Below are 24,853 nucleotides of genomic sequence, written 5' to 3'. Positions count from 1 at the left end.
TCAGTACTTGAGCAGGTTGGTGTCGTCGACCGAGGCCGAGCGGCGGGTGCGGAAGATGGCCATGATGATCGCCAGGCCGACGACGACCTCGGCGGCGGCGACGACCATCACGAAGAACGCCATGACCTGGCCGTCGAGCCCGCCGTTGACGCGGGAGAAGGTGACCAGGGAGAGGTTCACGGCGTTGAGCATCAGCTCGATGCACATGAATACGACGATGGCGTTGCGCCGCACCAGCACGCCGACCGCGCCGATGGCGAACAGCAGGGCCGACAGCAGCAGGTAGTAGGTGGGGGTCATTCCTCGTCACCCTTCCCGACGAGCGCGTGGGCGTCGGGCTGCGGCTCGGTGCCCTCGACCTGCTTGCGCTCGGCTTCGAGCCGCGCCGTGGGCGTGGACTCGATGATGGTGGACAGCGACTCGGGCGCGACCGTGCCGTCGGGCAGGATCGCGGGGGTCGTGACCGAGTGGGACGTGGCGAACACGCCGGGCCCCGGCTTGGGCGAGATGCGTTCGTACTCGCCGCGGAACCGGGCTTCGACGAGTTCCTTCTGCGTGCGGCGGCCGCGTTTCTCGGTGAAGGCCAGCACCATCGCCCCGAGCGCGGCGGTGATCAGCAGCGCCGAGGTGAGCTCGAACGGGAACAGGTAGTCGGTGAAGATGAGGCGCCCGAGCCCGCCGGCGGTCCCGTCCGGCGCGGGAGCCGGGGTGACGTTGGCGAGCGCCCGGGTGAGCGCGGTGGCCATCAGCCCGGCGATGCCGATGCCGAGGATGCCGCCCCACAGGCGCTGCCCGCGCAGCACCTCGACGACCGAGTCGGAACTCTCCCGCCCGACGAGCATCAGCACGAACAGGAACAGCATCATGATCGCGCCGGTGTAGACGATGATCTGGGTGAACCCGAGGAACGGCGCCTGCTGGACCATGTAGAGGATGCCCAGCGAGAACATCGTGAGGGCCAGGAAGAGCGCCGAGTGGACGGCGTTGCGGGCGAAGATCAGCCCGAGGGCGCCCAGCAGAGCGATCGGACCGAGGATCCAGAACGCGATGGCCTCCCCGGTGGACACCGCCTCGGCGGCCTGTGCCAGCACCATCACCGCACCTCCCCTCGACGAGCGCCGCCCGCCGGACGGAACCCGCGCGCAACGAACCCGGTAGCAGCGGGTGCCAACGGGGCAGCGCCTCGCGCCACCGCACCCGCGGCCCCACCGAGCGCGGCCACCGAACCAACCCTGAAAGTTGCCAACGGTGCGGCACCTCGCGCCACTGCAACCGCAGCCCGACCGGCAGCCACCGAACCGAACCCAAAACCCGCCACCGGGGCAGCGCCTCGCGCTGCCGCAGCCGGAGCCCCACCGAGCGCGGCCGCGGGATCAATGCCGCGGGCCACCGCAGCCGGAGCCCCACCAAGCGCGATCGCGGGATCAGAGCAGCGGGCCACCGCAGCCGGAGCCGCGCCGGGGGCGGCTACCGCGCCGGAGCGCGGCACCACTGTCAGCGTCCTCATTGGATTGCCTCCTCGCGGGAGGTTTCCACCGTTTCGCCCGTCGGGATGCCGCGGCCGCGGGCCAGTTCGGGGCCGTGCACGTAGTAGTCCTGCTCGTCGTCGCCCAGGCGCATCGGGTGCGGGGGTTGCTCCATGCCCGGCAGGAGCGGCGCCAGCAGGTCCTCCTTGGTCCAGATCAGCTTCTGGCGGTCGTCGTCCGCCATTTCGTAGAAGTTGATCATCGTCAGGGAGCGGGTGGGGCAGGCTTCGACGCACAGGCCGCAGCCGATGCACCTCAGGTAGTTGATCTGGTAGTCCTTGCCGTACCGCTCGCCGGGCGAGTACCGGGCGTCCTCGGTGTTGTCGCCGCCCTCGACGAAGATCGCGTCCGCCGGGCAGGCCCACGCGCACAACTCGCAGCCGACGCACTTCTCCAGCCCGTCCGGGTGCCGGTTGAGCTGGTGCCGCCCGTGGTACCGGGGCGCGGCGGGGGCGCCGATCTCCGGGTACTCCTCCGTCGCCACCTTCTTGAACATCGTGCCGAAAGTGACGCCGAAACCCTTGATGGGGTCAAACAGTCCCATCGGAACCCTCCTTCCCGGCGCCCACCTGGGCAGGCTCCGAAGTACGTCCCGCCACCCGGCGACGGCGCTTCCCGGCGCCCCGCTCGGGCACCTCGGGCACGCGCAGATCCAGTGGCGGCAACGGGAAACCGCCGCCGGTGACCGGCACCGAATCGCTGTCGGCCTGCTTCTTCTCCGGCACCAGCAACGCGATCGCCACCGCGACCACCACCACGACCGCACCGCCGATCAGGATCTGGCCCGTCGTCAGGCCACCGTTGTTCCGGATCGCGCGGATCGACGAGATGATCACGATCCACACCAGGTTGGCCGGCACCAGGACCTTCCAGCCCAGCTTCATGAACTGGTCGTACCGGAACCGCGGCAGCGTCCCGCGCAGCCAGATGAACCCGAACAGCAACGCGAACAGCTTCACCGCGAACCAGATCAGCGGCAGCCACCCCTGGTTCAGCGGCGAGTCCAGCCCGACGAACGGGAACATCCAGCCGCCGAGGAACAACGTCGTCGCGAACGCCGAGACGATCACCATGTTCACGTACTCGGCGAGGAAGAACATCGCGAACTTCATCGACGAGTACTCGGTGTGGAACCCGCCGACCAGCTCCGACTCGGCCTCCGGCAGGTCGAACGGCGCCCGGTTCGTCTCGCCGACCATCGAGATCAGGTAGATCACGAAACTGGGCAGCAGCAGGTAGAAGTACCAGCCGCGGGCCTGCGCGTCGACGATCGCGCCGGTCGCCATCGACTGCGAGTACAGCACCACCCCGACGATCGACAGGCCCATCGCGATCTCGTACGAGATCACCTGCGCCGCCGACCGCAGCCCGCCGAGCAGCGGGTACGGCGACCCGGACGACCACCCGGCCAGCACGATCCCGTACACGCCGACCGACGAGCAGGCCAGGATCACCAGCACGCCGACCGGCAGGTCGACCAGCTGCAGCACGGTCTGCTCACCGAAGATCGACACCCGCGGCCCGAACGGGATCGCGGCCAGCGCGATCAACGCGGGCACCGCGGACAGCACCGGCGCCAGGAAGTACACCTTCCGGTCCGCGCCGTCCGGGATGATCTGCTCCTTGAACGGGAGCTTGATCGCGTCCGCCAGCGACTGGAAGTAGCCGCCGGGGCCGACGCGGTTCGGGCCGGGCCGGTTCTGCATCCGGCCGATCGCCTTGCGCTCCCACACGATGAGGAAGATCGTCAGGAGCGGCCCGATCAGCAGCACCACGACGGTCTTGAGCAGGATCAGCCACCACGGGTCGTCCGCCAGCAGCTCGGCCCGCGTCATCTGATCCGCGGCCTGCTGCGCGAAAAACGGTGTCATCGCCGCGCTCCCTCGATGTTGACGACCGCCCCGTGCCCGGCGGCGAGCGTTCTGCGCAGCCGCGAGCCCTCGGAGTTGCCGGGCAGCCACACGACGTCGTCGGGCAGGTCGGCGACCTCGACGGGCAGCGTGATCGCGCCCCGCTCGGTCGACACGGTCACCTCGTCACCGAGCTCCGCCGCGGTCTTCGCCGACACCCTGGCCACCACGCGCCGCGCGGTGCCTGCCAGGTGCGGCTCGTCCACCTGCAGCGAGCCCTCGTCGAGCAGCTGCCGCCAGCTCGCCAGCCGCGCCTGCCCCGGCCCGACCTCGGCGGCGGCCCGCGCGGCGCCCGACTCCCAGAACCTGCCGTGCGACGCGCCCGACGTGCCCAGCCGGGCGAAGTCGCCGTACGCGGCGGCCGGGGTCTGGGTGAACAGGTCCGCGTCCATCTCCACGGCCAGCGTGTCCAGGACCCGGCAGTCCGGCAGCGCGCCGGTGCCTTCCAGCGTCGCGTCGAACTCGCGGCGCCTGCCCTCCCAGTTGACGAAGCTGCCGGACTTCTCGACCACCGGCGCGATCGGCAGGACCACGTCGGCGTGCTCGGTGACCGTGCTCGCCCGCATCTCCAGGCTGACCACGAACTCGGCCCGCTCCAGCGCCTGCCGCGCCAGCGCCGGGTCGGGCAGGTCGTCCAGGTCGACGCCGCCGACCACCACGCCGGACAGGTACCCGCCTGCCAGCGCGCCGATGATGTCGTTCGTGTCGCGGCCCGGCTCGGCCGGCACGGGCACGCCCCACACCGCCTCGACCTCGGCGCGGGCGGCCTCGTCGGTCACCGGCCGTCCGCCGGGCAGCAGCGTCGGGGCCGCACCGGCCTCCAGCGCGCCGCGCTCGCCGGCGCGGCGCGGGATCCAGGCCACCTTCGCGCCGGTGCGCGCGGCCAGCCGCCGCACCGCGGCGAACAGGCCCGGCACCTCGGCCGCCCGCTCGCCGACCAGCACGACCGCGCCGTCCGCGCCCAGCGCCGACTCGACGTCCGGCGCGTGCTCGGGGATCCCGTCCAGCGCCGCGGCCTCCGACCCTGGCACGCAGGCCAGCAGCTCGCCGAAGGTCTTGCGCACCGACGGCGTCGTCCACTGTCCCAAGTGGACCACCCGGGTCCGCTTCTTGCGGGCGGCCTTGCGCAGCCGGAGGAAGACGATCGGCGCCTCCTCCTCGGGCTCGAACGCCACGCACAGCACCGTCGGCGCGTTCTCGATCGCGCCGAACGTGACGCCGTGCTCCGGCGTCGTGCCTGCCACCTCGGCGGCGAGGAAGTCCAGCTCCTCCGGCGAATGCGCCCGCGCCCGGAAGTCGACGTCGTTGGTGCGCAACGCGACGCGCGCGAACTTCGCGTAGGCGTAGGCGTCCTCCAGCGTCAGCCGGCCACCCGCGAGCACCGCGGCGCCGCGGCTGTCGCGGGCCTTGGCCAGCCCCTCCGCGGCGATGCGCAGCGCCTCCGTCCACGGCGCCTCCCGCAGCTCGCCGGAGGCGTCGCGAACCAGCGGCCGCCGGATCCGGTCCGCCGCCGTGGCGTACCGGAACGCGAAGCGGCCCTTGTCGCAGATCCACTCCTCGTTGACCTCGGGGTCGTTGGCGGCAAGCTTGCGCATCACCTTGCCGCGCCGGTAGTCGGTGCGCTCGGCGCAGCCGGACGAGCAGTGCTCGCACACGCTCGGCGCGGACACCAGGTCGAACGGCCGCGACCGGAACCGGTACTGCGCGCTGGTCAGCGCCCCCACCGGGCAGATCTGGATGGTGTTGCCGGAGAAGTACGACTGGAACGGCGCTCCCGACGACGTGCGCGAGGCGAGGTCGAACACGTCTGCCGTCTCGGCCGTCCCGATCTGCTGGTGCGCGCCGCGCTCCAGCAGGTCGATGAACGGGTCGCCGGCGATCTGCGCGGAGAACCGCGTGCAGCGCTGGCACAGCACGCACCGCTCGCGGTCGAGCAGCACCTGCGTGGAGATCGGCAGCGGCTTCGGGAAGGTGCGCTTGGTGTCGCGGAACCGCGAGTCGGCGCGGCCGTGGGCCATCGCCTGGTTCTGCAGCGGGCACTCGCCGCCCTTGTCACACACCGGGCAGTCCAGCGGGTGGTTGATGAGCAGCAGCTCCATCACACCCTGCTGGGCCTTGTCCGCGACCGGCGAGGTCAGCTGCGTCTTGACCACCATGCCGTCGGCGACGGTCATCGTGCACGACGCCTGCGGTTTCGGCATCGGCCGCCCGCCCATCTCGACCTCGACGAGGCACTGGCGGCAGGCCCCGGCCGGGTCGAGCAGCGGGTGGTCGCAGAACCGCGGGATCACGGTGCCGAGCCGCTCCGCCGTGCGGATCAGCAGCTCGCCCTTGGGCGCGATGACCTCTTCGCCGTCGATGGTCAGCTTGACGTGACCTTCCGGCACCGGCGTCTCGGTCTTGAGGTTCTCTGGCGCGATCGTCATGCCTGTGCTCCCACCAACTCGCGCTTGTTGCTCTCGCACAGGGCGAGGAACTCGTCGCGGAAGTACTTGATCCCGCTGGTGATCGGGCTGACCGCGCCGTCACCGAGTGCGCAGAACGACCGGCCGAGGATGTTGTCGCAGACGTCCAGCAGCGTGTCGATGTCCTCGGCCGTGCCCCGCCCGTCGACCATCCGCTCCAGGATCTGCGCCAGCCAGTACGTGCCCTCGCGGCACGGCGTGCACTTGCCACACGACTCGTGCTCGTAGAACTGGGTCCACTTCATCACGGCCCACGGCACCGACACGGTTTCGTTGAACACCTGGACCGCGGTGGTGCCGAGCATCGACCCGGCCTCCGCGGCGCCCTCGAAGTCGAGCGGGATGTCCAGGTGCTCGGCGGTGAACATCGGCGTCGACGACCCGCCCGGCGTCCAGAACTTGAGCGGGATGCCGTCCTTCATGCCGCCGCACAGTTCCAGCAGCTCACGCAGGGTCGTGCCGAGCGGCGCCTCGTACTGGCCGGGCTTCTCGACGTGCCCGGAGATCGAGTAGATCTTCGGGCCCGGCGACTTCTCCCGGCCCATCTTGCGGAACCAGTCCGCGCCGCCGTTGACGATGAACGGAACGCTCGCGATGGTCTCCACGTTGTTCACCGTGGTCGGCGCCGCGTAGAGACCGGCGGCCGCGGGGAACGGCGGCTTGAGCCGCGGCTGGCCGCGGCGGCCTTCGAGCGAGTCGAGCAGCGCGGTTTCCTCACCGCAGATGTACGCGCCCGCCCCGGCGTGCACCGTGATGTCCAGGTCGAACCCGGAGCCCAGGATGTCCTTGCCGAGATACCCGGCGCGGTAGGCCTCGCGCACCGCCGCGTTGAGCCGCCGGTACGGGTGCAGCGCCTCGCCGCGCACGTAGATGAAGCAGTGGTGCGACCGCATCGCGTAGGCGGCGATGATGCAGCCCTCGATGAGCGAGTGCGGGTCGGCCATCATCAGCGGGATGTCCTTGCAGGTTCCCGGTTCGCCCTCGTCGGCGTTGATGACGAGATAGTGCGGCTTGTCCTCGTTGGGCGGCATGAACGACCACTTCACGCCGGCCGGGAAACCCGCGCCGCCGCGGCCGCGCAGGCCCGAGTCCTTGACCAGCTGCACGAGCTGCTCGGGCGTGCCGCTCAGCGCCTTGCGCAGCGCGGTGTAGCCCTCCAGCTGCTCGTAGGTGGACAGCCGCCAGGAGTTGGGGGACAGCCAGCGTTTGGTGAGCACCGGGGTGATGGGATCAGCCATTACTTCTTCTCCACTTCCGGCAACGGGGCGTCCGCCATGGCCGGGGCCGTCCAGCCCCGCTCCTGCGCGATCCGCGCGCCCATCAGGGTCTCCGGGGCCTGGGACGGTCCGTCCACTTGCGACCGGTAGGTCTCCTCGTCCTCCGGGAAGAACCCGGCCAGCTGCAGCTCGGCGCTCTTGAAGTCGCCCAGCGGCGCACCGCGCGTCGGCTGCGGCTTCTCGCCGCGCCGCAGGGCGTCGACCAGTTCGACCGCGCTGTCCGGCGTCTGCTTGTCGTAGTACTCGTAGTTGACCTGCAGCACCGGCGCGAGGTCGCAGGCAGCCAGGCACTCGGCGTGCTCCAGCGTGATCGACCCCGGCTCGCCCGGGGTGCCCGCGGTTTCCTCGTGCCCCAGCGGTTTCCCATCCTCGCCGAGGTGCTCCTGCAGGGTGCGGTAGATCGCGTCCCCGCCCAGCGCCGCGCACAGCGTGTTCGTGCACACGCTCACCAGGTGCTCACCGCACGGCTTGCGCTTGTACATGGTGTAGAACGTGACGACCGCGCTGACCTCGGCCTCGGACAGTCCCAGCTGCTGCGCGCAGAACGTCACGCCCTCCTGGCTGACGAACCCCTGCACCGACTGGACCAGGTGCAGCATCGGCAGCAGCGCCGACCGGGACTGCGGGTAGCGGGCCATCAGCTCCTGCGCCTTGGCCACGGTGTCCGCGTCGAACAGTTCCTTCGCAGTAGTCATCGATCCACTCCGCCCATCACCGGGTCCACGGACGCGACCGCCGCGATCACGTCCGCCACCAGGCCGCCCTCTGACATCGCCGGCAGGGACTGCAGGTTGACGAAACTCGGTTCCCGCACGTGCACGCGCACCGGGCGGGTGCCGCCGTCGGAGACGAGGTGGAAGCCCAGCTCGCCGCGTGGCGACTCGATCGGCGAGTACACCTGGCCCGCAGGCACCTTGAAGCCCTCGGTGACCAGCTTGAAGTGGTGGATCAGGGACTCCATCGACTGGCCCATGATCTTGCGGACGTGCTCGAGCGAGTTGCCCATGCCGTCGCTGGAGATCGACAGCTGCGCGGGCCACGCGATCTTGCGGTCCTCCACCATCACCGGGCCCGGCTCGATCTTCTTCAGGCACTGCCGGATGATCCGCAGCGACTGGTGCATCTCCTCGACCCGGCACAGGTACCGGCCCCAGCAGTCGGCCTCGGTCGAGGTCGGCACGTCGAACTCGAACTCGTCGTAGCGCGAGTACGGCTCGATCTTGCGCAGGTCCCACGGCAGGCCCGCGGACCGCAGCACCGGCCCGGTGACGCCGAGCGCGAGGCACGCGTCGACCGGCAGGTACCCGACGCCCTTGAGCCGGTTGCGCCAGATCGGCTGACCGGTGAACAGCTTGTCGTACAGGGGAAGGCGCTCGTCCATCGTCTTGACGAACTCGCTCACCTTCTCCTTCCAGTCCGTCGGCAGGTCCTGCGCGACGCCGCCGGGGCGGATGAACGCGTGGTTCATGCGCAGCCCGGTCAGGTACTCCAGCAGGTGCAGGACCTCTTCCCGCTCGCGGAACCCGAAGGTCATCGCGGTGGTGGCGCCCAGCTCCATGCCGCCGGTGGCGATGTAGACCAGGTGCGAGCCGATGCGGTTGATCTCGCACAGCATGACGCGGATCAGCTCGGCCCGGCGCGGCGCGCGGATGCCGAGCAGCTTCTCCACGCCGAGGCAGTAGCCCAGCTCGTTGAACAGCGGGGACAGGTAGTCCATGCGCGTCACGAACGTGACGCCCTGGGTCCAGGTCCGGTACTCGCAGTTCTTCTCGATGCCGGTGTGCAGGTAGCCGATGACCGAGCGGAGCTGGGTGACGGTCTCGCCCTCCAGCTCCAGCACGAGCCGGAGCACGCCGTGCGTCGACGGGTGCTGCGGGCCCATGTTGATGACGATCCGCTCGTCGTGCTGGGCGTCCTCCAGCACGTCGTCCCAGTCACCGCCGCTGACGTGGTAGATGCGGCCTTCGGTGGTGTCGCGCGATTCGGCGTATTCGGCGGTGCTGTCGGCGCTGTCGCGGCCGGCGTCGCTCGTGTCGGTGCCGGTGCTGACGTCCGCGAGTCGATCGGTAGTCACGAGTACGACCTCCGCTGATCGGGGGGCGGGATCTCCGCGCCCTTGTACTCCACCGGGATCCCGCCGAGCGGGTAGTCCTTGCGCTGCGGATGGCCGTCCCAGTCGTCCGGCATGAGGATCCGCGTCAGGGCCGGGTGGCCGTCGTAGACGATGCCGAACAGGTCCCACGCCTCGCGTTCCTGCCAGTCGGCCGTCGGGTAGACCTCCACGATGGACGGGATGTGCGCGTCCTCGACGTCGACGGCGACCTCCAGCCGGATGCGCCGCCGGTAGGTCATCGACGTCAGGTGGTAGACCGAGTGCAACCGCTGCGGCACGTCCGGCCCGTAGTCCACACCGGACACCGAGCTGCACAGCTCGAACCGCAGCCCGGCGTCGTCGCGCAGGATGCGGCACATCGCGACGAGGTGCGCGCGGTCGACGTAGAGCGTGATCTCGCCGCGGTCGACGGTCACCTGGTGCACCGCGTCGGCGGGCACGTCGTTCTCGGCCAGCGCGGCGAAGAACTGGTCGGCGAACTCGTCGAACCAGCCGCCGTAGGGCCGTTCCGCCGGTGGCGGCAGGTAGGCGGGCAGCCGCAGGCCGCCGTAACCGGAGGTGTCCCCGCTGTCGGAGACACCGAACATCCCGCGGCGCTCACGGCCCGCGACGATCGGCTGCGCCGGGCGCGGCCCACGCGGCTCCAGGCCGGTGTCCGGGCGCTGGGCGCTGGACTGTTCCCCGCCGGGTTCGGGCTTTTCCTCGGTCATGAGCGCATCACTTCTTCGCGTACTTGATCGACGACGGGATCAGCTCGGTCTGGTGCCCGGCCAGCGCGGCGGCGCGGCGCGGCCCCAGCGGCTCGTCCTGGATCTTGGCGTGCAGCTTGAGGATCGCGTCGAGGAGCATCTCCGGGCGCGGCGGGCAGCCCGGCAGGTACATGTCGACCGGCACGATGTGGTCCACGCCCTGCACCACGGCGTAGTTGTTGAACATGCCGCCGGAGGAGGCGCAGACACCCATGGCCAGCACCCACTTCGGCTCGGCCATCTGGTCGTAGATCTGACGCAGGACCGGGGCCATCTTCTGCGTGACCCGGCCCGCGACGATCATCAGGTCGGCCTGGCGCGGGGTGGCGGAGAACCGCTCCATGCCGAATCGCGCGATGTCGTAGCGCGAGCCGCCGACGGTCATCATCTCGATCGCGCAGCAGGCGAGCCCGAAGGTGGCCGGCCACAGCGAGTTCTTGCGCGCCCAGTTGACCAGCTTCTCCAGGCTGGCCAGCAGGATGCCGTTGGGGAGCTGCTCTTCGAGTCCCATGACGTCCCTCCCCTAGTTCCAGTCGAGCCCGCCGCGACGCCAGACGTAGGCGTAGGCGAAGCCGACGGTCGCGATGAACAAGACGATCTCCACCAGGCCGAACAGGCCGAGCGCGTCCGCCGAGACGGCGAACGGGTAGAGGAAGACCATTTCGATGTCGAACAGGATGAACAGCATCGCGGTGATGTAGTAGGCGACCGGCATCCGGCCGCCGCCCACCAGCGGCTGCGGGGACGGTTCGATCCCGCACTCGTAGGCCATCTGCTTCGCCCGGTTGTACCGGCGCGGGCCCACCAGCGGGCCGAGCAGCACGGAGAACACCGCGAAGGCCGCGGCGAGGACGAACAGGAGGACCAGCGGCAGGTACATCTCGAGGCCGGGCCCCGAGGCGGCCTGCGCGAGGTGGAACTGCGACATCAGCACGGTGAATGCCGTCCTTTCCGCGCCGTTGCGAACGTGCCGCTTGTGAAACTGTTCACAATCTCCCTTGCGGGGTTGTGAAGCGGTTCACAAAGCATAGGGGCAGTGTAGGACGTGGCTCACATTGTTGTCGCGGGGTGTTTCGGGTAAGGCGAACCTAACCAAAGGATGCCCTGGTGGACGGCCATAAGCCCGAGACCAGCACGAAAAGGATCATCCCGATCACGCAACGCAGAACTGGTGTGACGTAACCCACGGTGAGCGCGGCCAACCTCCGCCGGTTGCGCGCAAGATCACGCCGGCGGAGGTGTGACGGAAGTCATCCGCGCAGCGGCTCACCGGCCTCGCGGAGGTGCTGCAGCGCCCGCGCCCAGGAGTCGACCAGACCGGTCTCCGAGTACGGCACCCCGATCTCGGCGCAGTACCGCCGCACGATCGGCCGCGCCAGCCGCAGGTGCGGGGTCGGCATGCTGGGGAACAGGTGGTGCTCGATCTGGTAGTTCAGGCCGCCCATCGCGACGTCGACGAACCGGCCGCCACGGACGTTGCGCGAGGTCAGCACCTGCCGCCGCAGGAAGTCCGGCCGCTCGCCGCCGGTGAGGGTCGGCATGCCCTTGTGGTTCGGCGCGAAGATCGAGCCCAGGTACACGCCCCACAGGCCTTGGTGCACGGCGATGAACACCAGCGCCTTGACCGGCGACAGCACGAGGAACACCGCGCCCAGGTAGACCGCGAAGTGGGTGAACAGCAGGGCGGCTTCCAGCCACCGCTGCTTCAGCCCCGGCTTGAGCACCGCGCGGATGCTCGACCAGTGCAGGTTCAGGCCCTCCAGCGTGAGCAGCGGGAAGAACAGGACCGCCTGGTGGCGCCCGATGAACCGGGGCAGGCCGCGGCTGGCCCTCGCCTGGCCCTGCGACCACACCAGGATGTCCGGCGCGACGTCCGGGTCGAGTTCCTCGTGGTTGGGGTTGGCGTGGTGGCGCGTGTGCTTGTCCATCCACCAGCCGTAGCTCAGGCCGATGCCGAGGTTGCCCGCGATCCGGCCGGCGACCTCGCTGGGGCGGCGGGTGCGGAACACCTGCCGGTGCGCGAGGTCGTGCGACAGCAGGGCGATCTGGCCGAACAGGACGGCCAGCAGCACGGCGACGACCAGGGTCGCCCAGGAGTCGCCGATCCAGGCGAACAACGCCCAGGCGTAGGCGAACAGGACGGTGACCAGGCCGGCGCGCAGGGCGTAGTAGCCGGGGCGCCGGTTCAGCAGACCGGCCTGCTTGACGCGGCGGGCGAGGTGGGCGAAGTCGCTGCCGGTTTCGGCTTGTGTCGTGGGCACGCACCGAGTCTGTTGCGCGGCACGAAGATCCGGCAGCCGGTGCGCACCCGGGTCCGCGGTGGGGCAGACCCCACCTCAGGCGCTGGGCGTCAACCGCGCGGCGAGGGAGTCAGAACGGGGCTTCGTCGAGAAGCCATCGGCGGGGCCTCGAAGGTTCGGTTCCACAGGTCGCGGTCGTTCTCGAAGTGCGAAGGGCGATGGAAGCCATCACCGTCGACGAGCGGTGGGACCGAGTCGCCCCAGGGGAAGCCACCTTCTGCCCCTCGCGAACCGTTCTGATCAACTGGCCGGATCAGCAGGAACACGGGAATCACCAGCTCAGAGCGGCGGACACTCGCCGCTTGAGTCAGCGACTGTCTGCTGGAGGTTCCATGTCGTCGCTCGACGGGACACCAACGCCCGTCATTCCTCAGGCGCTGGGCGTCAACCGCGCGGCGAGGGAGATCATCCGGTCCACCGCGTCGCCGCCCTTGGCGTCGTAGCAGCCGGACAGGCCCTTGTAGATCAGCGGGATCAGCGGGTTGATCCGCAGCCCGTACTTGGTCGCCGCGCGCATGACCTTCGGGTTGCCGATCGCCTTCGCGAAGACGTTGCCCAGGCGGTAGTAGCCGCCCATCAGCTCCTTCAGCGCCAGCGGGTAGCCACGCAGCGCGCGCTCCCGCGACGAGCCCTCGGGCCGGGCCAGCGCCTGCACCACGAACTCCGCCGCGAGCTGCGCCGACTCCATCGCCGCCGAGATGCCCTCGCCGTTGAACGGGCTCACCATGCCGCCCGCGTCGCCGAGCAGCAGCAGGCCGTCGCGGTAGTGCGGGGTGCGGTTGAAGCCCATCGGCAGACCGGCGCCGCCGATCCGGCCGATCGCGTTCTCCTCGCGGTAGCCCCACTCCTCCGGCGTCGAGTCCAGCCACTGCCGCATCAGCGCGCGGTAGTCCATGTTCCGGAACGACTTCGAGGTGGACAGCATCCCGAGCCCGACGTTCACCGTGCCGTCGCCGAGCGGGAACGCCCAGCCGTACCCGGGCAGCAGCTGCGGGTTGCGCGGGTCCTTGCGGTCCCACAGCTCCAGGTGGCCCTCGATGAACGGGTCGTCGTGCCGCGGGCTCTTGTAGTACCGGCGCACGGCGACACCCATCGGGCGCTTCTCGTCGGTCTCGATGCCGATCGAGCGGGCCAGTCGCGCGGACACGCCGTCGCACGCCAGCACGAGCGGCGCGTGGTAGCGCACCGGGGTCTTCTCGGGCCCCTGCTTGCCCTCGACACCGATCACGCGGCCCGTGCGCTCGTCGGTGATCGCGCCGGTCACGGTGGTCCGCTCCAGCAGCCGGGCGCCGGCCTTGACCGCGGTCTTGGCCAGCAGGTCGTCGAAGTCCTGGCGGGTGCGCGAGACGCCGTAGGGCGGGTAGCTGGTCAGCTCCGGCCAGTCCAGTTCCAGCGTCAGCTCCGCGGTGAGGATCCGCAGGCCGCGGCTGTGCACCCAGCCGGCCTCCTGGCTGGTGTCGATGCCCAGGTCGATGAGCTGCTTCACACCACGCGGGGTGAGGCCGTCGCCGCACACCTTCTCGCGCGGGAACTCGGTCTTCTCCAGCACCAGGACGTCGATCCCGGCGCGCGCCAGGTACGTCGCGACGGTGGATCCGGCCGGGCCCGCGCCGACGACGATTACCTGAGCGTCCTGGGTCATGCCTCGGAGTTTACGGGCGGCTTGATCGCACGGTGGATGGCGACGACGCCGAAGGTCAGGTTCAGCCACTCCACCTTCGTCCAGCCGGCGCTCGCGATGATCTGCGCCAGGCTGCGCTGGTCGTGCCACGCGGCCATCGATTCGGCCAGGTAGGAGTAGGCCTCGGGGTTGGTCGAGGAGAACCGGCCGAGCAGCGTCATGGCCCGCAGGATGAACTTCTTGTAGACGAACCGGATCGGCGGGAATGTGGGGGTCGACACCTCGCAGATGACCAGCCGGCCGCCCGGCTTGACCACGCGCGCGATCTCTTCGAGCGCGGCCTTGGTGTCGACGAAGTTGCGGATGCCGAAGCTGATCGTCGCGGCGTCGAAGCTCTCGTCGGCGAACGGCAGGTGCAGCGCGTCGGCGGCGACCATCGGGACGCGGCGGTGCTTGCCGCTGCGGAGCATGCCGAGGGAGAAGTCCGCGGCGAGGCACCACGCGCCGCCGCGGGCGTACTCGGCGGTGGACACCCCGGTGCCCGCGGCGAGGTCGAGCACCCGCTCGCCGCGGCGGGCGTCCAGGACGCGGGACGTCGTCGTGCGCCATCGCCGGTCGAACCCGAACGTCATGACCGAGTTCGCCCGGTCGTAGCCCTCCGAGACGCCGTCGAACATGGCGGCGACCTCGTGCGGATCTTTGTCGAGGCTCGCACGGCTCATGTCAGGAGCCTAAAACAGACAACATCCCCTGCACGCTCGCGGGCCACGCGAACTCCTCCGCCCGCGCCCGGGAAGCCGCACGTCGCAGGTCCTCCGGGCTCTCCAGCAGGCCGGTCACGGCGGACGCGAACGCCCGCGGCACGTCCGGCACCGCGGCCCCGCATCCGGGCCGGACGATCTCGCGCAGCGCCGAGGACTGCGACACCACCACCGGCGTCCCGGACGCCAGCGCCTCCAGCGCCGCGAGCCCGAACGTCTCGTGCGGACCGGGCGCGAGCGAGACGTCCGCGCTGGCCAGCAGCCGGGCCACGGCGGCCCGGTCGGACACGAACCCGAGGAACGTGACCGGCAGCCCGCGCGCCCGCCGTTCCAGCGCCCGGCGGCGCGGCCCGTCCCCGGCGATCACCAGCCGCACCCGGTCCCCCGACTCGGTCAGCTCGGCGACCGTGTCCACGCTGCGCTCCACGTGCTTCTCCGGCGACAGCCGTCCACAGTGGACCAGCAACGCGTCGGCGCCGGAGGCCAGCTCGTGCCGCAGCCCGGGATCGTGGTGCGCGGGGCGGAAAGCCGCGAGGTCCACCCCGAGCGGGACCTGGCGGACGTTGGCGACGCCGATCCGGTCGAACTCCTCGCGGGCGAACGACGTGGTGCAGACGACCGTGTCGTAGTTGCCCGCCATGCGCCGGTTGGCGGCGTCGGCGACGCGGCGGGCCAGCGGACCGGGCACCAGGAACTGCTCCAGCAGCCGGTCCAGCCGCTCGTGTGAGATCACGACGCTGGGCACGTCACGCCGGTGCGCCCACACCCCCATCCCGCGCAGGGTCAGCCGGTCCGACACCTCCAGCCGGTCCGGGCGCAGCGCCGACAGCAGCGCCCGCACCCGGTACGGGTCGACCGCGCGGTAGCCGCCGGTGCCGGGGATCTTCGGCGCGGGCAGGCTGATCCGCCGCACCCCGGTCGGCAGCCGTTCCTCGGCGTGCCGGGGCCCCGGCACGACCAGCGTCACGCGGTGGCCGCTCGCCACGTAACCGGCGCCCAGGTGGTGCAGCGCCGTGCGCAGACCGCCGGACCTGGGCCCGTAGAAGTTCGCCAGCTGGACGATGTGCATGGCATCAGGCGGCTCGCGCGACGCGGCCGGTGACCACCTCGTAGTGGTTCACCAGCTCCGCGCACACCGCGGGCCACGTCCGGCGGAGCACGACCTTGCGGGCCTTGGTCCCCAGCCGTTCCCGCAGCGCCGGGTCACGCAGGTCGCGCACGCGCCGCACCAGCTCCTCGGCGAAGCCGGCCGGGTCGGGCGGCAGCAGGTAGCCGGTACGACCGGGCAGGACGAGGTCCCGCGGGCCGCCCGCGTCCGGCGCGAGCACCGGCAGCCCGGACGCCATCGCCTCCTGCACCGCCTGGCAGAACGTCTCGTGCGGGCCGGTGTGGACGAACACGTCCAGGCTCGCGTAGGCCGCGGACAGCTCGTCGCCGTAGCGGGCGCCGAGGAAGGCGGCGCCGGGCAGGCGTTCGGCCAGCTCCTCGCGGTCCGGCCCGTCGCCGACGACCACCAGCCGCACGCCGTCCACCCCGGCCAGCGCGGCGAGCCTGCCGACCTCCTTCTCCGGCGCCAGCCGCCCGACGAACCCGACCAGCAGCTCCCCGTTCGGCGCGAGCCGGGCCCGCAGGTCCGGGTCCGCGTGCTCCGGCGAGAACCGCTCGACGTCCACCCCCCGGCCCCACCGGTGCACGCGGGGCACGCCGTGCGCGCGCAGGTCCTCCACGGACTGGGTGGACGGCGCGAGCGTCCGGTCGGCCTTGGTGTGCAGCCGGCGCACCCATCGCCACGCGGCCCGCGCGCCGAGGCCGAGCCCGTACGCGGTGGCGAACCCGGCGATGTCGGTCTGGAACACCGCGATCGAGGGCACCCGCAGCCGCCGGGCCGCGGCCAGCCCGCGGGCGCCGACCACGAACGGCGAGGCCAGGTGCACCACGTCCGGCCCGAACGCGGTCAGCGCGGTCAGCACCGTGCGGGTGGGCAGGCCGATCGGCAGCGAGTTGACCACCGGCAGGTCCAGCGCCGGGATCCGCACCACGGGCGCGCCCCGGTAGTGCGTCGGCCCGGTGAGGCCGGGCGCGACCACCATCACGTCGTGGCCGGTGCCGGTGAGGTGCTCGATGATCCGCAGCACGGAGTTGGTCACGCCGTTCACCTGCGGGAGGAAGCTTTCGGTGACGATGGCGACGCGCACGATCCCCACCGTGGCAGCCGGTCCGGTTCGGGGAGAAAAGCCCGCGTGACCACGGGACCAACGGTGCCCGAACTTCACGAAGCTTTCTCCGCTTCACCTGGGTGTCGCGTCCCGGACATCTGCTGCCGCCACACTCGGCTGGCGTGACCCTCCTCTCCGCCCGTCCACCCCACCCGGTCGAACCGGGCTTGCTGTCGCGAGCGCTCGAGGTCGCCGGGCGGCTGGCCAACGACGCCACCGACGTGATCACGGCGACCGCGGGCCGGGGCGCCCACCCGGACGTGGCGGACTCGCCGTTCGACTGGGTCACCGACACCGACCGCATCCTGGAGCGGCACACCCGCCGCGTGCTGACCGCGGAGTTCCCCGGCATCCCCGTCGTCGGCGGCGAGTTCGGGGCCGACACCGGCGCGGACTCGGCGGCCTACCGCTGGGTGGTGGACCCGGTCGACGGAACGGCCAACTACGTCGCCGGGGTGCCGTGGTGCGCCTACAGCCTCGCGCTGGTCGACGCGTCCGGACCCGTCGTCGGGGTGGTCGCCGACCCCTACCGCGCCCAGATCTACGCCGCCGCCCGCGGCCGCGGCACGCGCGCCAACGGCAAGCCGGTCAAGCTGGTCGACCGGGACCGCATCGCCGGGTCGATCGTGTGCACCGAGCTGGCCCGCAAGGGGCCGTGGCCGGGCATGGGCTCGTTCATCGAACGCGCCGCGGAGGCGCACGCCGGGGTCCGCGTGCTCGGCTCGGCCGCGTTGTCGATCGCGCAGGTCGCGCTCGGGCACGCCATCGCCGCGGTGCTGCACAGCTACCACGAGTGGGACGTCGCCGGGTCGGTCGCGCTGGCCATCGAGGCCGGCGCCGTCGTGCTCGACCGGCGCGGGTCGGACAGCCCGCTGCCCACCGACGGCCTGCTCGTCGCCGCGCCCAGCGTCGCCGAGGAAGTCCTGTCGTGGTGGCAGGAAACCGAACGGGGCATCCGCGCGTCCTAGGTCCGCACAAGATCACGGACCCGGGAGAACACCACATGCTGATCTACGGCTGGCGCAAGAGCGTCCAGGAGCTGGCCACCGCGACCTACCTGTGCGGGAACTGCCAGAACCCGAGCGCGCACGCGCTGCGCCGCGCCGTCACGAAGTTCACGCTGTTCTTCATCCCGCTGTTCCCGATCAGCTCGAAGTACTTCACGGTGTGCACCTTCTGCGGCATGACGAACAAGCTGACCAAGGACGAGGCGCAGCAGGTCCAGGCCATGCAGCAGCAGGCGCCGCAGCCGCCCGTGCCGCAGGCCGGTTACCCGCAGGCCGGACACCCGCAGGCCGGGTACCCGCAGCCGGGTCACGCGCCGCAGCAACACGTGCAGCAGTACCCGCAGCAGCAGATCCAGCCGCCGCGCCAGGGGTTCTAACGCGCCACGCGGTAGCGGAGGAAGGCGACCTTCCCGCTGAGAGTGCGGTTTTCGACGAGTTCGAGGTCCACCCGGCGCTCCCGGCGGGCGAAGAACGGGGTGCCACCGCCGACGAGCACCGGGTGGACCCGCACGAGGTACTCGTCGATCAGCCCGGCCGCGGCGACCTCGGCGGCGAGGGTCGCGCCGCCGATCGCGATGTCGCCGTCCCCCGGCTCGGCGCGCAGCCGCTCGATCTCCTCGTCCGGGCTGCCGGAAGCCAGCCGCGCGTTGCCCTCCACCGCGGACAGCCTGGTGGAGAACACGACCTTGGGCATCGCCTTCCAGATCGCGTCGACGCCGCGCACCTCCTCGATGGCGAGGCGGAAGACCTCCTCGGTGGGCGCCGACCAGTCGAACCGGCCGTCCGGCCCGACGATGTAGCCGTCCAGCGAGACGGACATGGAGTAGGTGACGCTGCGCACGGGAGCCCCCTGGCTGCCGGAGGTCAGCCGGACTTCACCGGGGTCTCGGCCTCGGCGACGGCGACCTCCGGCTCGGTCACCGCAGGCTCGCGGCGCAGTCGCTGGCGGATCAGCCAGGCCACCGCGCCCGCGACCACCCAGGTGATCAGGATCGTGGTGCCCAGCGGCAGCAGCGTCAACGTGGCCGTGCGGCCCGCGACGCGCGCCAGGTCCGGGTCGGTCGCGTCGTACTCGATGCGCACCAGGTCGCCCGCGACCAGGCCGCCCGGGTAGAGCACGCCGTTGGACGGGCTGTGCACGATGCCGTCCGGCGTCTCGAACCGGATGATCGTCCGGTCCCAGGCCACCGCGTCCACCTCGGCCGTCGCCGTGCCCAGGTTGCCGGTGATCGCCTGGTCGTTGCGGATCGCGGCGAGCAGCAGCCCGGCGCACAGCACGGTGATCACGACGGCGACGGCGAGCACGCAGCGACGGCCGATCTTCAGCCACCACAGAGTCCTCGCCGTCACTCCACCGAGCATAGAAGGTGCGGGTTAACGGCTGTCTCCGGCCGCCAGCAGCTGGTGGGTGCGCTGGATGGCGGGGTAGGACCGCGGCTGAGCGGCGGCACGCAGGGTCGCCGCGCCGTTCGGACCGGTGGCCGGCTTGCCCGCGGTGAACAGCCAGGTCTGGAACAGCTGCTGCAGCGGCTTGCCGGAGACCTCCTCGGCCAGCGCGACGAAGTCGCTGATGCGGGCGTCGTCACCCCGGTGCCGGGCGACCCAGGTGCGCAGGATCGTGAAGAACGCGTCGTCGCCGACGGCGGTCCGCAGGGCCTGCACGGCCAGGGCGCCGCGGTCGTACACGGCGTCGTCGAACTGGTTGGCCGCGCCCGGGTCGCCGGGCAGGACCTGCCAGAACGGGTCGTCGGCCGGGTAGGAGTCGTAGACGTACTGGGCGAGCTCGGCCGCGGTGCCCTCGCCCTGGTGCTCCGACCACAGGTACTCGGCGTAACTGGCGAAGCCCTCGTTGAGCCAGATGTCGCTCCAGCGGCCCAGCGAGACGGAGTCGCCGAACCACTGGTGCGCGTTCTCGTGCGCGACGACCGAGGTGTTCGTCCCGGAGACGAAGAACTTGTTGCTGTACACCGGCCGCGTCTGGGCCTCCAGCGCGAAGGTCAGGCCGGTGCTGACGACCCCGCCCTGAGCCTCGAACGGGTACTCGCCGAACTGGCTCGCGAGGAACTCGACGATCTCCGGGGTGCGCTCGACGCTGGCCTTCGCCGCGCCCAGCGAATCGCCGGTGGCCGGGTCGTAGGCGGTGACGAACGGCTGCCCGCCGGGGGTGGTGGCCTGGTTGACCTCGAACTTCCCGACTTCGAGGGTGGTGGCGTAGGTGTTCTGCGGCTGGGTGCTGCGCCAGTTCCAGCGCGTCCAGCCGGCCCGCTGCTTGGTCTTGCGGACGAGCGTGCCGTTGGACAGGGCGGCGACGTCGTCGGGCACCTCGACCGAGACGTCGTAGGTGGCCTTGTCGGTCGGGTGGTCGCTGGCCGGGTACCACCACTGCGAGTTCTGCGGCTCGTCGACGGCGAGCGCGCCGTCCGGGGTCTTCTTCCACGCGGTGTAGCCGTCGATGACGACCTTCGACGGGGTGTCCGCGTAGGTGACGACGACGGTGACCGGCTGGTTCTTCGCGAGCGGCTTGGCCGGGGTGACCTCCAGCTCGCCCTCGCGGACGGTCCGGAAGGCGGCGGGCACGTTGTTGACCCGGATGCCGCTCACGTGAAGCCCGAAGTCCAGGTCGAAGCTGGACAGCTCCTGCGTGGTCGTGGCGAGGATCGTCGTGGTGCCGGCGAGCTGGTCGGTCGCCGGCTGGTAGGTGAGGCGGATGTCGTAGTGGGCGACGTCGTAGCCGCCGTTGCCGGCGTACGGGTAGTAGGGGTCGCCGGCTCCGGGAGCGCCCGGGGCGGGCGCGGCGGAGGCGGTCGAAGCGAGGAGCACAATCGCGATTCCGGTGGTCACGGCCCCCAGGCCGGCGCGAGTTCGCAGACGCATGGCGGGGACGCTAGCGGGAAAACTTCCCACCGGACACGTCCGAAAGATGGTTCCCGCTAACTGAGAGCGGTGGACACCGCCGAGCGGATGCGGGCGTGCAGGTCGCGGTGGCGCGACCGGTCCACCTGCACCTCGACCACCCGCAGACCGGGCGCCGGGCGCAGCGCCTCGCGGAACTCCTCGATCGTCCCGGCCCGCACGTGCGGGATGCCGAACCCGGCGCACAGCGCCGAGAGGTCCGCGCCGTGCGGGGTGCCGAACACGTGCTCGAACGCGTCCCGGTGCTCGGGCGCCCCCTGCTCCAGCAGCGAGAAGATCCCGCCGCCGTCGTCGTTGAGCACCACGATCGTCAGGTCCGGGCGCGTCTCCGGCGGCCCGGCCAGCAGACCGTTCACGTCGTGCAGGAACGTGAGGTCGCCGAGAAGCGCGTACGACTGCCCGCGGTGCACCGACGCCGCTCCGATCGCCGTCGACACCGTGCCGTCGATGCCCGCCACGCCGCGGTTGCGGTGCACCAGCACGTCCGGCCGCATCCGGCCGGCCAGCGCCACGTCCCGCGCCGGGTTGGACGAGCCGACCACCAGCAGCGCGTCCGGTGGCAGGGCGTCGACCAGCTCGGACGCCAGCCGCAGCCCGCTCGGCCACTGCTCGCGCCGCAACGCCGTGCCGACCGCCTCGTTCGCCAGCGCGTCCGCCCGCTGCCACGCGGCCAGCCACTCCGGATCGGCCGGCTTGGTCGGCGAGTCGAACCACTGCCCGACCTGCCGCACGTTGTGGGCGGGCGCGGGCCAGTCCGAGTCCGGGCGAACCAGCAGCACCTCGACGTCGGAGTCCGACAGCAGCTGCTGGATCTGGCGGAACACCGTCGGCCTGCCCAGGCACAGCACCTGCTCCGGCTTGTGCCGCCGGATGAACTCCTCGGCGCCGAGCAGCCACACGCCCGACGAGATCGCCGACGTCCCGAGCAGGCCGAGCCCGCCCGTCTCCGAGATCACCGGCCAGCCGTGCTGCTCACCCCACTCACCGGCGGCCCGCACCCCGCTGTCGCACGCGATGACCAGACCGCAGCGCGCCGACGGGACCACGAACGACGGCAGCGCGCCGAAGTCCGGCAGCTCGGTCCAGCGCTCCCCGCCGGGGCGGCCCTCCAGCGACTCGAACCACTCATCGTCGCCGTCGGGCACCAGCGGCTCGCGGAACGGGACGTTCAGGTGGACCGGGCCGCACCGCCATTCGCCGTACGCCGCGTTCCACGCCCGGCAGATCTGGCTGCGCCAGTACGCGTTCTGGCCACCGCGCCGCTCGGCGACGGCCAGCTCGTCGAAGTACCGCACCGCGCCGCCGTAGAGCCGCTGCTGCTCGATGACCTGGTTGGCGCCCGCGGCCCGCAGCTCCGGCGGGCGGTCGGCGGTGAGCACGATCAGCGGGACCCCGGCGCGGTCGGCCTCCAGGACGGCCGGGTGGAAGTTCGCCGCCGCGGTGCCGCTGGTGCAGACCACGGCGACCGGTCGTCCGGTGCGCGCCGCGATGCCCAGCGCGAGGAAGCCCGCGCCCCGCTCGTCGATGCGGACGTGCAGCTGGAGGCGCCCGGCGGCGGCCGCGTCGTACAGCGCCAGCGACAACGGCGCGTTGCGCGAGCCGGGGCAAAGCACCACGTGCGAGACGGTGTTGCGGACGAGTTCGTCCACGATCACCTTGGCCTGGGCGGTCGACGGATTCACCGGGGACCCCCCGGCGTGTCACCCGTCACCACAGTCACACGGCCTATTCTCCCAAACGTGCATGACGCCCAGGTTTCCGAGCTGTTCGACCCGTCCGCCTGGACCGAAATCGAGGGTTTCGGTTTCACCGACATCACCTATCACCGTTCCGTCGAGGCCCGCTCCGGCAAACGCGTCGTGCGCGTCGCGTTCGACCGCCCCGAGGTTCGCAACGCCTTCCGCCCGCACACCGTCGACGAGCTGTACCGCGCTCTCGACCACGCGCGGATGAGCTCAGATGTCGGCTGCGTCCTCCTGACGGGGAACGGTCCCTCGCCGAAGGACGGTGGGTGGGCGTTCTGTTCCGGTGGTGACCAGCGTATTCGCGGTCGGTCCGGGTATCAGTACGCGAGCGGCGAGACCTCCGACACGGTGGACCCCGCGCGGGCCGGCCGCCTGCACATCCTGGAGGTCCAGCGGCTGATCAGGTTCATGCCGAAGGTCGTGATCGCGGTGGTCCCTGGCTGGGCCGCGGGCGGCGGGCACTCGCTGCACGTGGTGTGCGATCTCACCCTCGCCTCGGCCGAGCACGCGCGGTTCAAGCAGACGGACGCCGACGTCGGCTCGTTCGACGGCGGGTTCGGGTCGGCCTACCTGGCACGCGAGGTCGGGCAGAAGTTCGCGCGGGAGATCTTCTTCCTCGGCCGCGAGTACACCGCCGAGCAGATGCACCGGATGGGCGCGGTCAACGCGGTCGTCCCGCACGCCGAGCTGGAGGCCGAGGCGCTGCAGTGGGGCTGGGAGATCCTCGGCAAGTCGCCGACGGCCCAGCGGATGCTGAAGTACTCGTTCAACCTGATCGACGACGGGCTGGTCGGGCAGCAGGTCTTCGCGGGCGAGACCACCCGGCTGGCCTACATGCAGGACGAGGCCGTCGAGGGGCGGGACGCGTTCCTGCAGAAGCGGGACCCCGACTGGTCCGCCTTCCCCTACTACTACTGAGGTGCGCGTGCGCGAGGTCTGGCTGCGGGGTCCGGAGTCGGTCGACGAGCTGGCCGGGGCACTGGCCGCGGCGCTCGACGGGGGCGAGGCGGTGCTGCCGCTGGACGGCGGCGACCCCAAGGCCGCCGGGCTGCTGGCGGGCATGCGGCCGGACGAGCCGGTGGAGCCGGGCACCGCGGTGATCATCGCGACCTCCGGGTCCACCGGCGAGCCCAAGGGCGTGCTGCTGTCCGCCGAGGCGCTGCAGGCCTCCGCGGCGGCCACGCACGCGCGGCTCGGCGGGCCGGGACGGTGGCTGCTCGCCACGCCCGCGAACTACATCGGCGGCCTGCAGGTGCTGGTCCGGTCGATGCTGGCCGGACAGCCGTTCGCGGTGCTGCCGCCCGGGCCGTTCCGGGCGGAACGCTTCGCCGAGGCCGCGCGGCCGGTGCTCGCCGGGAACGGGCCGCGCTACACCGCGATGGTTCCGACCCAGCTGACCCGGCTGCTCGACGCCGGCGGCCCCGGCCTGGACGCGGCAAAGGCGTTCGACGCGATCATCCTCGGCGCCGCCGCGACCACCCCGGCCTTACGCGCCCGCGCCAAGGAGGCCGGGGTGCGGATCGTCCCGTCCTACGGGATGAGCGAGACCGCGAGCGGCTGCGTCTACGACGGGGTGCCGCTGGACGGGGTCGACGTGCGGATCGCCGACGACGGCCGGATCCTCATCTCCGGGCCGGTGCTCACCCACGGCTACCGGCTGCGGCCCGACCTCACCGCGGCGGCGTTCGACGGCGGCTGGTTCCGCACCGGGGACCGCGGGCAGCTACGCGACGGGCGCCTGGAAGTCCTCGGCCGCCTCGACGACGTGATCAACACCGGCGGGGTGAAGGTGTCGGCGGCGGCGGTGGAACGCCTGATCACGTCCCTGCCCGGGGTGCGGGAGACGTGCGTCGTCGGGCTGCCGGACGCGGAGTGGGGCCAGGTCGTGGCGGCCGCGGTCGTGCCCGAGGGCGAGGCGCCGGACGTGGACGAGCTGCGGGCCGCGGTGCGCTCGGCGGCGGGTGCGGCGGCCGTGCCGAAGCGGGTCGAGTTCGTTACCACACTCCCGCTGCGCGGGCCCGGCAAAATCGACCGAACAGCGGTCGCGGAGCAGATTTTTCCCCCGGTTGGTTGACATCCGGGGCGGGCCGTTTTTCAGTTAGCCAATGATCTCGCTGAAACGTCTCCTGGTCGCGGCCGTCGGTGCCGCGTTCGCCGTCCTCGCGGTGGCCGGCACGGCGGCGGCCGATCCGCCCCTGCCGGACTCCGGCACGCTCACCTGGTCCGTACCGGTCGCCGCGGAGTAAGCGC

General features: G+C 71.4%; 25 protein-coding genes. 5 read left to right on the top strand and 20 right to left on the bottom strand.

Annotated features, from left to right (window positions below):
• The 16 genes from nuoK to AMY39116_RS0309265 all read right to left on the bottom strand — a co-directional run bounded on the left by nuoK (position 1) and on the right by AMY39116_RS0309265 (position 16,917).
• Positions 1-300: an NADH-quinone oxidoreductase subunit NuoK gene (nuoK, locus tag AMY39116_RS0309340; RefSeq protein WP_020417424.1), complete on the bottom strand. Its 300-nt coding sequence runs from the start codon at positions 298-300 to the stop codon at positions 1-3.
• Positions 297-1,094: an NADH-quinone oxidoreductase subunit J gene (locus AMY39116_RS0309335; RefSeq protein WP_020417423.1), complete on the bottom strand. Its 798-nt coding sequence runs from the start codon at positions 1,092-1,094 to the stop codon at positions 297-299. Before AMY39116_RS0309335 ends, nuoK begins: the two co-directional genes overlap by 4 nt.
• 409 nt (positions 1,095-1,503) lie before the next feature.
• Positions 1,504-2,070 carry an NADH-quinone oxidoreductase subunit NuoI gene (gene nuoI, locus AMY39116_RS0309330; protein ID WP_020417422.1) on the bottom strand — a complete coding sequence of 189 codons (567 nt, stop codon included), beginning with the start codon at positions 2,068-2,070 and terminating at the stop codon, positions 1,504-1,506.
• Entirely contained in the window at positions 2,057-3,397 is a 1,341-nt protein-coding gene (gene nuoH, locus AMY39116_RS0309325) for an NADH-quinone oxidoreductase subunit NuoH (RefSeq protein WP_020417421.1), read from the bottom strand. Before nuoH ends, nuoI begins: the two co-directional genes overlap by 14 nt.
• Positions 3,394-5,862 (bottom strand): NADH-quinone oxidoreductase subunit G, encoded by a 2,469-nt coding sequence (locus AMY39116_RS0309320; protein ID WP_020417420.1) that lies wholly within the window; start codon positions 5,860-5,862, stop codon positions 3,394-3,396. The genes nuoH and AMY39116_RS0309320 overlap by 4 nt, the downstream gene beginning before the upstream one ends.
• On the bottom strand, positions 5,859-7,139 hold the full coding sequence (gene nuoF / locus AMY39116_RS0309315) for an NADH-quinone oxidoreductase subunit NuoF (RefSeq protein WP_020417419.1): 1,281 nt from the start codon (positions 7,137-7,139) through the stop codon (positions 5,859-5,861). Before nuoF ends, AMY39116_RS0309320 begins: the two co-directional genes overlap by 4 nt.
• Positions 7,139-7,873: an NADH-quinone oxidoreductase subunit NuoE gene (gene nuoE, locus AMY39116_RS0309310; RefSeq protein ID WP_020417418.1), complete on the bottom strand. Its 735-nt coding sequence runs from the start codon at positions 7,871-7,873 to the stop codon at positions 7,139-7,141. Before nuoE ends, nuoF begins: the two co-directional genes overlap by 1 nt.
• Positions 7,870-9,252, bottom strand: a complete 1,383-nt coding sequence (locus AMY39116_RS0309305) for an NADH-quinone oxidoreductase subunit D (RefSeq protein WP_020417417.1) — start codon at positions 9,250-9,252, stop codon at positions 7,870-7,872. The genes nuoE and AMY39116_RS0309305 overlap by 4 nt, the downstream gene beginning before the upstream one ends.
• Positions 9,249-10,001, bottom strand: a complete 753-nt coding sequence (locus AMY39116_RS0309300) for an NADH-quinone oxidoreductase subunit C (RefSeq protein ID WP_020417416.1) — start codon at positions 9,999-10,001, stop codon at positions 9,249-9,251. Before AMY39116_RS0309300 ends, AMY39116_RS0309305 begins: the two co-directional genes overlap by 4 nt.
• Before the next feature lie 7 nt (positions 10,002-10,008).
• A complete protein-coding gene (locus tag AMY39116_RS0309295) occupies positions 10,009-10,551 on the bottom strand; it encodes an NADH-quinone oxidoreductase subunit B family protein (protein WP_020417415.1) in 543 nt (180 codons plus the stop codon).
• Between the two features lie 12 nt (positions 10,552-10,563).
• Positions 10,564-10,968, bottom strand: a complete 405-nt coding sequence (locus AMY39116_RS0309290; RefSeq protein ID WP_051079579.1) for an NADH-quinone oxidoreductase subunit A — start codon at positions 10,966-10,968, stop codon at positions 10,564-10,566.
• 322 nt (positions 10,969-11,290) lie between these two features.
• Entirely contained in the window at positions 11,291-12,301 is a 1,011-nt protein-coding gene (locus AMY39116_RS0309285; protein WP_020417414.1) for an acyl-CoA desaturase, read from the bottom strand.
• A gap of 409 nt (positions 12,302-12,710) precedes the next feature.
• The gene (locus tag AMY39116_RS0309280; protein WP_020417413.1) at positions 12,711-13,982 is read right to left on the bottom strand and encodes a geranylgeranyl reductase family protein; all 1,272 of its coding nucleotides are present in this window, start codon (positions 13,980-13,982) and stop codon (positions 12,711-12,713) included.
• Positions 13,979-14,683, bottom strand: coding sequence for a demethylmenaquinone methyltransferase (locus tag AMY39116_RS0309275; RefSeq protein WP_020417412.1), 705 nt, complete (start codon positions 14,681-14,683; stop codon positions 13,979-13,981). The genes AMY39116_RS0309280 and AMY39116_RS0309275 overlap by 4 nt, the downstream gene beginning before the upstream one ends.
• Before the next feature lies 1 nt (position 14,684).
• Complete coding sequence (locus AMY39116_RS0309270) at positions 14,685-15,791, bottom strand: glycosyltransferase (protein ID WP_020417411.1); 1,107 nt, start codon at positions 15,789-15,791, stop codon at positions 14,685-14,687.
• A gap of 4 nt (positions 15,792-15,795) precedes the next feature.
• Positions 15,796-16,917, bottom strand: coding sequence for a glycosyltransferase family 1 protein (locus AMY39116_RS0309265; protein ID WP_202961412.1), 1,122 nt, complete (start codon positions 16,915-16,917; stop codon positions 15,796-15,798).
• Positions 16,918-17,060: 143 nt separating this feature from the next.
• Between AMY39116_RS0309265 and AMY39116_RS0309260 the strand changes: the two genes are divergently transcribed.
• A complete protein-coding gene (locus tag AMY39116_RS0309260; protein ID WP_027932757.1) occupies positions 17,061-17,906 on the top strand; it encodes an inositol monophosphatase in 846 nt (281 codons plus the stop codon).
• 35 nt (positions 17,907-17,941) lie between these two features.
• Positions 17,942-18,322 carry a zinc-ribbon domain-containing protein gene (locus AMY39116_RS0309255; RefSeq protein ID WP_020417408.1) on the top strand — a complete coding sequence of 127 codons (381 nt, stop codon included), beginning with the start codon at positions 17,942-17,944 and terminating at the stop codon, positions 18,320-18,322.
• Here AMY39116_RS0309255 and AMY39116_RS0309250 read toward each other — a convergent pair.
• Genes AMY39116_RS0309250 through menD form a run of 4 tightly spaced genes read right to left on the bottom strand, consistent with a single transcriptional unit; the run spans position 18,319 to position 22,540 of the window.
• A complete protein-coding gene (locus AMY39116_RS0309250) occupies positions 18,319-18,786 on the bottom strand; it encodes a dihydrofolate reductase family protein (protein WP_020417407.1) in 468 nt (155 codons plus the stop codon). The two genes, AMY39116_RS0309255 and AMY39116_RS0309250, sit on opposite strands and share 4 nt — an antisense overlap.
• 23 nt (positions 18,787-18,809) lie before the next feature.
• Positions 18,810-19,295 (bottom strand): DUF3592 domain-containing protein, encoded by a 486-nt coding sequence (locus AMY39116_RS0309245; protein ID WP_202961411.1) that lies wholly within the window; start codon positions 19,293-19,295, stop codon positions 18,810-18,812.
• 24 nt (positions 19,296-19,319) lie between these two features.
• Positions 19,320-20,819: a M1 family metallopeptidase gene (locus AMY39116_RS0309240; protein ID WP_027935776.1), complete on the bottom strand. Its 1,500-nt coding sequence runs from the start codon at positions 20,817-20,819 to the stop codon at positions 19,320-19,322.
• Positions 20,820-20,875: 56 nt separating this feature from the next.
• Positions 20,876-22,540, bottom strand: a complete 1,665-nt coding sequence (gene menD / locus AMY39116_RS0309235) for a 2-succinyl-5-enolpyruvyl-6-hydroxy-3-cyclohexene-1-carboxylic-acid synthase (protein ID WP_020417404.1) — start codon at positions 22,538-22,540, stop codon at positions 20,876-20,878.
• Positions 22,541-22,597: 57 nt separating this feature from the next.
• Between menD and AMY39116_RS0309230 the strand changes: the two genes are divergently transcribed.
• Genes AMY39116_RS0309230 through AMY39116_RS46780 form a run of 3 tightly spaced genes read left to right on the top strand, consistent with a single transcriptional unit; the run spans position 22,598 to position 24,849 of the window.
• Entirely contained in the window at positions 22,598-23,521 is a 924-nt protein-coding gene (locus AMY39116_RS0309230; protein WP_020417403.1) for a 1,4-dihydroxy-2-naphthoyl-CoA synthase, read from the top strand.
• Between the two features lie 7 nt (positions 23,522-23,528).
• Entirely contained in the window at positions 23,529-24,677 is a 1,149-nt protein-coding gene (gene menE / locus AMY39116_RS0309225; protein WP_020417402.1) for an o-succinylbenzoate--CoA ligase, read from the top strand.
• 31 nt (positions 24,678-24,708) lie between these two features.
• Positions 24,709-24,849, top strand: a complete 141-nt coding sequence (locus AMY39116_RS46780) for a hypothetical protein (protein WP_020417401.1) — start codon at positions 24,709-24,711, stop codon at positions 24,847-24,849.
• Positions 24,850-24,853: the final 4 nt, after the last annotated feature.

It is taken from the genome of Amycolatopsis sp. ATCC 39116 (assembly GCF_000231075.2).
GTDB lineage: Bacteria > Actinomycetota > Actinomycetes > Mycobacteriales > Pseudonocardiaceae > Amycolatopsis_E > Amycolatopsis_E tucumanensis.
The sequence above is the reverse complement of the archived record's forward strand: the minus strand, read 5'-3'. Positions and strand labels throughout refer to the sequence as shown.